This window comes from Rhizobacter sp., from assembly GCF_032229685.1.
Lineage (GTDB): Bacteria > Pseudomonadota > Gammaproteobacteria > Burkholderiales > Burkholderiaceae_C > LMDS01.
Genome location: NZ_JAVTWP010000035.1, coordinates 1 through 6,393, shown reverse-complemented (window position 1 = coordinate 6,393; position 6,393 = coordinate 1). Strand labels below are relative to the sequence as shown.

At 66.0% G+C, this 6,393-nt stretch carries 5 protein-coding genes; all 5 read right to left on the bottom strand.

From position 1 onward, the window contains the following. Window positions 1-1,394: GTP-binding protein (locus tag AC30PD_RS15690; protein ID WP_489536597.1), on the bottom strand; the 1,394-nt coding region annotated here is incomplete at its 3' end. Between the two features lie 7 nt (window positions 1,395-1,401). Continuing rightward, window positions 1,402-2,343, bottom strand: coding sequence for a tRNA pseudouridine(55) synthase TruB (truB, locus tag AC30PD_RS15685; RefSeq protein WP_489536596.1), 942 nt, complete (start codon window positions 2,341-2,343; stop codon window positions 1,402-1,404). A gap of 4 nt (window positions 2,344-2,347) precedes the next feature. After that, window positions 2,348-2,713 carry a 30S ribosome-binding factor RbfA gene (gene rbfA, locus AC30PD_RS15680; protein ID WP_489536595.1) on the bottom strand — a complete coding sequence of 122 codons (366 nt, stop codon included), beginning with the start codon at window positions 2,711-2,713 and terminating at the stop codon, window positions 2,348-2,350. A gap of 70 nt (window positions 2,714-2,783) precedes the next feature. Then, on the bottom strand, window positions 2,784-5,627 hold the full coding sequence (gene infB / locus AC30PD_RS15675) for a translation initiation factor IF-2 (RefSeq protein WP_489536594.1): 2,844 nt from the start codon (window positions 5,625-5,627) through the stop codon (window positions 2,784-2,786). A gap of 67 nt (window positions 5,628-5,694) precedes the next feature. Further along, on the bottom strand, window positions 5,695-6,393 hold a 699-nt coding region (nusA, locus tag AC30PD_RS15670; protein ID WP_489536593.1), incomplete at its 5' end, for a transcription termination/antitermination protein NusA.

The window sequence follows — 6,393 nt, the reverse complement described above, 5'->3', positions numbered from 1 at the left end:
AGGCCGGTGCCACGTGTCAGGTTCAGGAACTCGTTCTGGAAGCCGATCAGGCCGCGCGCCGGGATCTTGTAGTCCAGGCGCACGCGGCCCATGCCGTCGGGTTCCATGTTCACGAGCTCGGCCTTGCGCTCGCCCAGCGCCTGCATCACCGCGCCCTGGTGTTGGTCTTCGACGTCGGCGGTCACCGCCTCGATCGGTTCGAGGCGCTCTTCGCCTTCCATGCGGAACACCACGCGCGGCTTGCTCACGGCGAGCTCGTAACCTTCGCGGCGCATCGTTTCGAGCAGGATCGTCAGGTGCAGTTCACCGCGGCCCATCACTTCGAAGATGCCGTCTTCGTCGGTCTCTTTCACGCGCAGCGCCACGTTGCTCTGCAGCTCGCGCTGCAGGCGGTCCCAGAGCTGGCGACTGGTCACGAACTTGCCTTCGCGGCCGGCCAGCGGCGAGTTGTTGACGCAGAAGTTCATCGTCAGCGTCGGCTCGTCGACATTGAGCATCGGCAGCGGCGCCGGGTTCTCGATGTCGGTCAGGGTCACGCCAATGCCGATGTTCTCGATGCCGTTGATCAGCACGATGTCGCCCGGGCCGGCCTCGGTCGCCTGCTGGCGCTCGAGCCCTTCGAACTTCAGCACCTGGTTCACACGCGCGTTGAAGGGCGTGCTCTCCGGGCCGCTGTACACGGCCACGTTCTGCATGGGCTTGAGCGTGCCCTGGTTGATGCGGCCGATGCCGATGCGGCCCACGTAGGTCGAATAGTCCAGCGAGCAGATCTGCAGCTGCAGCGGTGCTGCGGCGTCGCCGCCGTGTGCCGGCACGTGGCTCAGGATCGTGTCGAACAGCGGTGCCAGGTCGGTGCCGACTTCGCCCTGGGTCATCGTGGCCCAGCCGTTCAGGCCGGACGCAAAGACCACCGGGAAGTCGAGCTGCTCTTCAGTGGCGTGCAGCTTGTCGAACAGGTCGAAAGTCGCGTTGATCACGTAGTCGGCCCGTGCGCCCGGGCGGTCGACCTTGTTGACGACGACGATCGGCTTCAGGCCGAGTGCCAGCGCCTTCTTGGTCACGAAGCGTGTCTGCGGCATCGGGCCTTCGACGGCGTCGACCAGCAGCAGCACTGAGTCGACCATCGACAGCACACGTTCCACTTCGCCGCCGAAGTCGGCGTGGCCGGGGGTGTCGACGATGTTGACGTGCGTGCCCTTCCATTCGACCGCGCAGTTCTTCGAGAGGATCGTGATGCCACGTTCCTTCTCCAAGTCGTTGTTGTCCATCACACGCTCGGCGACCTTCTCGTTGTCGCGGAAGGTGCCGCTCTGGCGCAGCAGTTGGTCCACGAGCGTGGTCTTGCCATGGTCGACGTGGGCGATGATGGCGATGTTTCTGATCTGACGGGTCATGCGGTTCTCACTTGCACGCAGGTTGAATGAGGCCCTGCACCTCCAGCGGACTCAGCAGCCGCGTTGAAATCAGTTCGCCGGCGGTGATATGGCCGCCGCCGAGAAATGCCTTGGGTTCCGGCCCATACACGCGCACGTTCGGCGCATCGGCCAGGCTCAGGCGGCGCCTCACGCCGCTCAGGAACCGGCCCGCATCTTCCGTGCCGAGGCGCACCACGGGCCAGTCGGCGAGCAGCGCGTCGGCGGCCATCAGGGCCGCGTCGCGTTCTTCTTCGCTCATGTCGCCGAGCTGTTCGAGCGTGTGCGCGCCGGTCAGCGTCAAGGCGCCGCTGCCGGTGCGGCGCAAGGCGCTCAGGTGCGCACCACAACCCAGCAGCTCACCGATGTCTTCGGCGAGCGTGCGGATGTAGGTGCCTTTGGAGCAGCGCACGTCGAGCATCCAGTGGTCATGATCGCCGCCGACGATGTCGATCGCGTGAATCGTCACCGCACGCGCTTCGCGCTCGACCTCGATGCCGGCACGTGCATATTCGTACAGAGGCTTTCCGTCGCGCTTGAGCGCGGAGTGCATCGGCGGCGTCTGCAAGATCGGGCCGGTGAAGCGCGCGCACGCGGCTTCCACATCGGCGCGGGTCACCGACACGTCGCGTTGCTGCAGGACTTCGCCTTCGGCATCGGCGGTGTTCGTCGTCACGCCGAGCTTGAGCGTGGCGAGATAACGCTTGTCGGCGTCCAGGCTGATCTGCGAGAACTTGGTGGCCGCGCCGAAGCACAGCGGCAACAGGCCGGTGGCCAGCGGGTCGAGTGTGCCGGTGTGGCCGGCCTTCTCGGCGCGGTAAAGGCGCTTGGCCTTCTGCAAGGCATCGTTGCTCGACAGGCCGAGCGGCTTGTCGAGCAAGAGCACGCCGTGAACGGCGCGCCGGGGGATGCGTTGTCGTTGCGGCTGCACGGCTTCAGTCTTCTTTCGCCCGCGTCGAGTTCGCCTTGGTGATCAAGGCGCTCAGCTCCAGCGCGCGCTCGGTCGTGCGGTCGAACTTGAAGTGCAGCGTGGGCACGGTGTGGATCTGCAGGCGCTTGAACAGGCCGTTGCGGATGAAGCCCGAGGCTTCGTTCAACGCCGTCTCGCACGCGTCGGGCTCGCCGACCAACAACGAGAACAAGACCGTGGCATGGGCGTAGTCGGGCGTGACTTCGACCGCGTTGACCGTGACCATGCCGATGCGCGGGTCCTTCAGGTCGCGGATAAGCTCCGCCACGTCGCGCTGGATCTGGTCGGCGACACGGAAACCGCGGTTCGGAATGGATCGTTTGTGTTTCATACGGACTCTCTAAACGCGAACCCCGCCAGCTTTGCAGAAGGCGGGGTTCGGGGATGAGACCAAAACCGCCTTACAGCGTTCGCGCCACTTCCTTGACCTCGAAGAATTCGAGCTGGTCGCCTTCCTTGATGTCGTTGTAGTTCTTCAGCTTGATACCGCACTCGAAGCCGCTCGCCACTTCACGCACATCGTCTTTCAGGCGGCGCACCGATTCGATCTCGCCGGTGTAGACCACCACGTTCTCGCGCAGCAGGCGGAAGCGCGCGCCGCGGCGAACCACGCCGGCGGTGACCATCGAGCCGGCGACCGTGCCGATCTTCGAGGCCACGAACACCGTGCGGATCTCGGCCGTGCCGATGATCTCTTCGCGCTGCTCGGGCGCCAGCATGCCGGTCATGGCGAGCTTCACGTCGTCGACCGCGTCGTAGATGATGTTGTAGTAGCGGATGTCGACGCCGTTGTTCTCGGCCAGCTTGCGCGAGCCGGCATCGGCCCGTGTGTTGAAGCCGATGATCACGGCCTTGGAAGCGATCGCGAGGTTCACGTCGGACTCGCTGATGCCACCCACCGCGGCGTGCACGATCTGCACCTTGACTTCGCTCGTGGTGAGCTTGAGCAGCGACTGCGCCAGCGCTTCCTGCGAACCCTGCACGTCGGCCTTGATGATGAGCGCGAGTGTCTGCGTGGCGCCCTGCCCCATCTGGTCCATCAGGGTTTCGAGGTTCGCGGCCTGGCGCTTGGCCAGCTTCACGTCGCGGTACTTGCCCTGGCGGAAGGTCGCGATTTCGCGCGCACGGCGCTCGTCGCCCAGCACCATGAACTCGTCACCGGCCTGTGGCACTTCGGTCAGGCCCTGGATTTCGACCGGGATCGACGGGCCGGCTTCGTTGATGGCCTTGCCGTCTTCGTCGAGCATGGCGCGCACGCGGCCGAAGCTCGAACCGGCCAGCACCACGTCGCCACGCTTGAGCGTGCCGCTTTGCACCAGCACGGTCGCGACCGGGCCGCGGCCCTTGTCGAGCTGCGCTTCGATCACGATGCCCTTGGCCATCGAATCCTTGGGGGCCATCAGCTCCAGCACTTCGGCTTGCAGCAGCACCTGCTCGAGCAGCGTGTCGATGCCCGCACCCGTACGGGCCGAGACCGGCACGAAGGGCGATTCGCCACCGAAGTCTTCCGGCACCACCGATTCGGCCACGAGCTCGGACTTCACGCGCTCGATGTTGGCTTCGGGCTTGTCCATCTTGTTGACGGCCACCACGATCGGCACACCGGCTGCCTTGGCATGGTGGATCGCTTCCTTGGTCTGCGGCATCACGCCGTCGTCGGCCGCCACGACCAGGATGACGATGTCGGTCGCTGCCGCACCGCGTGCACGCATCGCGGTGAACGCGGCGTGGCCCGGGGTGTCGAGGAAGGTGATCATGCCGCGCGGCGTGTCGACGTGGTAAGCGCCGATGTGCTGCGTGATGCCACCGGCTTCGCCAGCCGCCACGCGCGAGCGGCGGATGTAGTCGAGCAGCGAGGTCTTGCCGTGGTCGACGTGGCCCATCACGGTCACGACCGGCGCACGCGGCAGCGACTCGTGCTGCGCGTCGGCTTCGGTGTTGTCTTCTTCGAGGAAGGCGTCGGGGTCGTCGAGCTTGGCGGCAAAGGCCTTATGGCCCATTTCTTCCACCAGGATCATCGCGGTTTCCTGGTCCAGCTGCTGGTTGATCGTGACCATCTGGCCGAGCTTCATCAACTGCTTGATGACCTCGGAGGCCTTGACCGACATCTTGTGCGCCAGATCGGCCACGCTGATGGTTTCGGGCACATGCACTTCCTGCACCTGCGCCTCGACGGGTGCCACGAACGTCGACGGCGCGCCGTCGTTGCGCTCGCCACGGCGGCCGGTGCGCGGCGCACGCCAGCCCGGGCGGCCAGCGCCCGCCGGTGCACGTGCTCCGGGTTTCAGCGCGCTGCGCTTCTTGGCGTCGTCGGCCCAGCTCGACGAGAGCTTCTCGGACTTGACGGCCTTCTTGTCACCCGGCTTGGCTGCCGCGGTGGTGGTCGTGGCGCCCGGGGCGCCGACCTTCTTGTGGATCGTGCCCTTGATCTCGACGGCAGGCTTGGCTTCTTCGGGCGGCTTGGCGACGAGCACCTTCTTCGGTGCGTTCATCATCACGCGGATCGCCGCAGCTTCGTCTTCCGCCGCCTTGCGGCGCTTGGCCAAGTCGGTGGCACGCTGCTTTTCTTCGTCGACGACGTCGGCGGCCTTGATCACGCGCAGCGCGGGTTTGGCCACCGGCTCCGCGGCGGCGGGGGCGGCAGCCACGGGCGCGGCAGCCGGCTTGGCTTCGCCGGCCTTGGCTGGCGCACTGGCGGCGGCAGCGCTGGCGAGCGCGGCGGCAGCGGCTTCGGCAGCCTGTTTCTCGGCAGCTTCGCGGGCGCGGGCTTCGGCGGCTTCGCGATCGCGCGCTTCCTGCTCTTCGCGCAGGCGGCGCTTTTCGGCCAGATCGGCTTCCTGGCGGCGCAGCAGCTCGGCCTGAGCCCGGGCTTCTACTTCACGGCGCTGCAATTCGGCGTCGTCGATCACCGGTTCTGCCGGCTCTTCGGCGGCAGGCGCGTCGTCGCGCTTGATGAAGGTGCGCTTCTTGCGCACCTCGACCTGGATCGTCCGTGCCTTGCCGCTCGAATCGGCCTGTTTGATCTCGCTGGTCGACTTGCGCGTCAGCGTGATCTTCTTGCGTTCGGCGCCCACAGCGGTGCCGTGCGTCGAGCGCAGGTGGTCGAGCAGCCGCTCCTTGTCGGACTCGGTCAGCGCATCGTCGGTCGACGCCTTGCTGACGCCGGCCGACTGCAGCTGCTCGAGCAGCGCCGCGGCAGAGCGGTTCAGCTCGGCGGCGAGTTGGGCGACGGTTGTCGATGCCATTGATTCTGTCCTTGCTTGGTCTAGCTTCGTAGGGTGCGTGCGGCGGGGTTGACTTGCATCACGGCCATCAGGTCGTGAACCAGTGTTCACGTGCCTTCATGATCAAGGCCTTGGCCTGCTCTTCGTCGACAGCGGTCATCTCGACCAGCTCGTCGACCGCCAGATCGGCCAGGTCGTCGCGGGTGTGAATGCCACCGGCGCCGAGCTTGGCGATGAGTTCGGGCGTCAGGCCTTCGAGGTCGCGCAGGTCTTGCGAAACGTCTTCCACGCCTTCTTCCTTGGCGAGCTCCATCGTCAGCAGCGCGTCTTTCGCGCGGGTGCGCAGCTCGTTCACGGTGTCTTCGTCAAAGCTCTCGATCTCGAGCATTTCCTGCATCGGCACGTAGGCCACTTCTTCGAGGCTGGCGAAGCCCTCGTTGATCAGGATGTCGGCCACTTCGGCGTCGACGTCGAGCTTCTCGATGAACAGCTTGCGCACGCTGTCGGACTCGGTGGCCTGCTTCGAAGCAGACTCTTCGGCCGTCATGATGTTGATGCGCCAACCGGTCATCTCGGAGGCCAGGCGCACGTTCTGGCCGCCACGGCCGATCGCGATCGCGAGGTTTTCTTCGTCGACCACCACGTCCATCGCGTGGCGCTCTTCGTCGACCACGATCGACTGCACGTTGGCCGGCGCCAGCGCGCCGATCACGAATTGCGCCGGGTCTTCCGACCACAACACGATGTCGACCCGCTCGCCGGCGAGTTCGTTGGTGACGGCGTTGAC